Genomic DNA, 3,974 nt, shown 5'->3' on the forward strand with positions numbered 1-3,974 from the left:
GTAAATTTAAACATCCACTTTTATTTTTTCGATAATTTCTACGTTGGCGGCAGGAAAATTGTAATCGTCTAACTTATCAATCGCGACCCATGCACTTTGCTGACCTTCTGCGCCATGGGCTTGGCCGCTAAAATCAGTGACTAAATGCACGTCGAGTTTTACACATTTATCGCCATAATCATGCTCAATAACCATCAGCTCGCTTGAACTATTAATTGTTAAACCCACTTCTTCTTGAAGCTCGCGCTTTAGTGCTTCGAATACGGTTTCGCCAGCTTCTACTTTGCCGCCCGGAAACTCCCACAAACCACCTTGGTGTTTATCGTCAGGGCGCTTACAGATAAATAGTGTGTTATCTGCTTTGATAACCCCCACCGCTACATGCACAATTTTTTTATTCATCGTAATACCTTTATTAAAACCGAGCGGCATAAAGCCGCGCTTACAAGCAATTAATTAAACACCAGAGTAAAATGCAACACCCGTAGGCGTTGAGCTTGCTGACGCACCAACACCGAGCCACATTTAATATCGCGGTGGCAAGCCACTCGCCTACAAGTGATTTAACACCGAGATAAACTTTAACACCGTAGGCGTTAAGCTTGCTGACGCAAAAACACCGAAACAATATTGAATATCGCGGTGGCAAGCCACTCGCCTACAAGTGATTTAACACCGAGATAAAATTTAACACCGTAGGCGTTAAGCTTGCTGACGCACAAACACCGATACAATATTGAATATCGCGGTGGCAAGCCACTCGCCTACAAGTGATTTAACACCGAGATAAAATTTAACACCGTAGGCGTTGAGCTTGCTGACGCACAAACACCACATTTAAAACGCGGTGGCAAGCTACTCGCCTGATATTTAATCTTACAAACAAAAAAAGCGACGCAGGCGTCGCTTTTTAATTGTTAATTATAACATTTGGTTATTTTAACTTACCACAACACTGTTTGAACTTTTGACCCGAGCCACACGGGCAAGGTTCGTTGCGGCCAACTTTTGGCTCTGCGCGTGATGTTACGACTGCACCTTGAGGTGCTTCACCGCCTACGTGCTCAACTTCTTCATGTTGATATTCGCGAGGAGCATTTTCACTTTGGCGGTGTTGCTCTTCGATTTTTTCAACATCTTCTTCAGCACGTACTTGTACTTTACTTAAAATACTAACGACATCAATTTTCAGGTTCTCAAGCATTTCAGAGAACAATTCAAACGACTCACGCTTGTACTCTTGCTTAGGATTCTTTTGCGCGTAGCCACGTAAATGAATACCTTGGCGAAGGTGATCCATCGCAGCAAGGTGATCTTTCCAATGTTGATCCAAGCTTTGTAGCATGATTGCTTTTTCAAACTGACGAAGTACAGAATCGCCAACTTGTTGCTCTTTCTGTTTGTAAGCTTGCTCAACTGACTCTTCAATTCGCTCACGTAACTTTTCTTCGTAAAGTTTGTTATCGTCAGCTAACCATTGTGTAATCGGTAACTCAATTAAGAAGTCTTGTTTTAAGCGCTCTTCAAGGCCCGGAATATCCCACATTTCAGCTAAACTTTGCGGTGCAATGTATTGGTCAATAGTGTTGCCCAATACGTCGCCACGAATAACCGTGATCGTCTCTGAAATATCGCCTTCTTCAAGCAACTCATTACGTTGTGAATAAACAACACGACGTTGGTCATTTGCTACATCATCGTATTCAAGCAATTGTTTACGCACATCAAAGTTACGTGCTTCAACTTTACGTTGCGCGTTTTCAATGGCACGGTTAACCCATGGATGCTCAATCGCTTCGCCACGTTGCATACCTAGTTTACGCATCATATTAGTCATGCGTTCACCAGCGAAGATACGCATTAATGCGTCATCCATCGATAGGTAAAAACGGCTTGAACCGGCATCACCTTGACGACCCGAACGACCACGTAACTGGTTATCGATACGGCGTGATTCGTGACGCTCAGTACCAATGATATGTAAACCACCAGCAGCAATTACTGCATCATGGCGAATTTGCCACGCTTCTTTAATCGCTTTGATTTGCTCATCAGTTGGGTTTTCAAGTTTTTCAACTTCGCTATTCCAGTTACCGCCTAACACGATATCAGTACCACGACCGGCCATGTTAGTTGCGATTGTTACTGTGCCTGGTAAACCAGCATCGGCAACGATGTCTGCTTCTTGGGCATGGAATTTAGCATTAAGTACGTTGTGCTTGATTTTTTCTTTACGTAAAAATTGCGATAAATACTCAGAGCTTTCGATTGAAATCGTACCCACCAATACTGGCTGGCCGCGCTCTTGGCAATCTTTAATATCGATTAGAATGGCTTCGTATTTTTCTTCTTGCGTTAAGTAAACTAAATCAGCGCGATCTTCACGGATCATCGGCTTATTAGTTGGCATAACAACAGTATCTAGACCATAGATTGACTGAAACTCAAATGCTTCAGTGTCGGCAGTACCAGTCATACCTGCAAGGGTATCGTAAATACGGAAGTAGTTTTGGAATGTAATTGACGCTAACGTTTGGTTTTCATTTTGAATTTTTACATTTTCTTTTGCTTCAACAGCTTGATGTAAACCTTCAGACCAACGACGCCCTTCCATTGTACGGCCAGTGTGTTCATCAACAATGATTACTTCGTTTTCTTTTACAACGTAATCAATGTCTTTTTGATACAGCTTATGGGCACGTAATGCCGCATAAATATGGCTAAGCAGGGTAATACTCGCAGCAGAATAAAGCGAGTCGCCCTCAGCTATCAAACCACGTTCAATCAGTAATTCTTCAACTTTAATTTGACCACGTTCAGTTAAATGAACTTGCTTAGCTTTTTCATCAATAGTGAAATCACCATCGCCTTCAATACCTTCTTCGTCTTCTTTCTCTTGTAACTCAAGAAGCGGAACTATGGTATTGATTTCAGCATACAGCTGCGAACTGTCTTCAGCGGGGCCGGAAATAATCAGTGGAGTACGGGCTTCATCAATTAAGATCGAGTCAACTTCATCGACTACCGCATAGTAAAGTGGACGTTGTACGCGTTCGTTAATGCTAAACGCCATATTGTCACGCAGGTAATCAAAACCAAATTCGTTATTAGTACCGTAGGTAATATCAGCGGCATAGGCTTCTTTTTTCTGTTGCGGCATCATACCCGGTACATTACAGCCAACAGTTAAACCTAAAAATTCAAATAATGGGCGGTTAGTTTCAGCATCGCGCTTAGCAAGGTAGTCATTCACAGTAATTACGTGAACACCTTTACCTGTAATACCACGTAAGTATGCTGGTAAACTTGCGGTAAGGGTTTTACCCTCACCAGTACGCATTTCTGCGATGCGGCCTTGGTGTAAAACCATACCACCTAGCAACTGTACGTCAAAGTGACGCATACCATTTACACGTTTTGATGCTTCACGTACCACAGCAAATGCTTCTGGTAGAATGTCATCAAGACCTTGTCCGTTATCGTAACGCTCTCTAAACTCTGCTGTTTTGGCTTTTAAATCTTCGTCTGAAAGCGCTTCAAGTTGCGTTTCAAGCGCGTTGATCAGCGCGACCGTCTTTCTTAAATTTTTAATAGTGCGGTCATTGCGACTACCAAAAATCTTGGTAAATAAATTAGATATCATGATAAAACCGTTACAATGTGTTCTTTGCTAGCCGAGTATCAGCTAACCCATTTTTATAATTACTAATTAATAGATTACTCACACGAGCACATATTAATTAGCAATTTCGAGAAACGTTGTGAAATACAGCGTTCAATACGTGCGCTACTATACCAGACTCTGCGAAACATCAAACCATCGCGTAGTTAAGATATCAGTTTTCTGCAAGAAAATTTAAAATAAGCCGTAAACATAACTTTAATTAAGACTATAAAGTTATATTAACTATGGGGATATGGAGGTGGATAAAAGAAAATCAAGGGGAGTATAAGAACTTAGGTTCTAGGTTCTA

The 3,974-nt window shown here is 41.7% G+C and carries 2 protein-coding genes; both read right to left on the reverse strand.

Annotated features, from left to right (window positions below; translation table 11 throughout):
* Nucleotides 1–6: 6 nt before the first annotated feature.
* On the reverse strand, nucleotides 7–402 hold the full coding sequence (mutT, locus tag H5200_RS22830) for an 8-oxo-dGTP diphosphatase MutT (RefSeq protein ID WP_149980579.1): 396 nt from the start codon (nucleotides 400–402) through the stop codon (nucleotides 7–9).
* Nucleotides 403–934: 532 nt separating this feature from the next.
* Nucleotides 935–3,643 (reverse strand): preprotein translocase subunit SecA, encoded by a 2,709-nt coding sequence (secA, locus tag H5200_RS22835; RefSeq protein WP_182719662.1) that lies wholly within the window; start codon nucleotides 3,641–3,643, stop codon nucleotides 935–937.
* Nucleotides 3,644–3,974: the final 331 nt, after the last annotated feature.

The sequence above is a fragment of the Pseudoalteromonas sp. SG43-7 genome (assembly GCF_014164295.1).
GTDB lineage: Bacteria > Pseudomonadota > Gammaproteobacteria > Enterobacterales > Alteromonadaceae > Pseudoalteromonas > Pseudoalteromonas rhizosphaerae.

Coding starts and splice junctions, on each gene's coding strand:
- mutT (WP_149980579.1), bottom strand. CDS start 402: ATGAATAAAAAAATTGTGCATGTAGCGGTGGGGGTTATCAAAGCAGAT.
- secA (WP_182719662.1), bottom strand. CDS start 3,643: ATGATATCTAATTTATTTACCAAGATTTTTGGTAGTCGCAATGACCGC.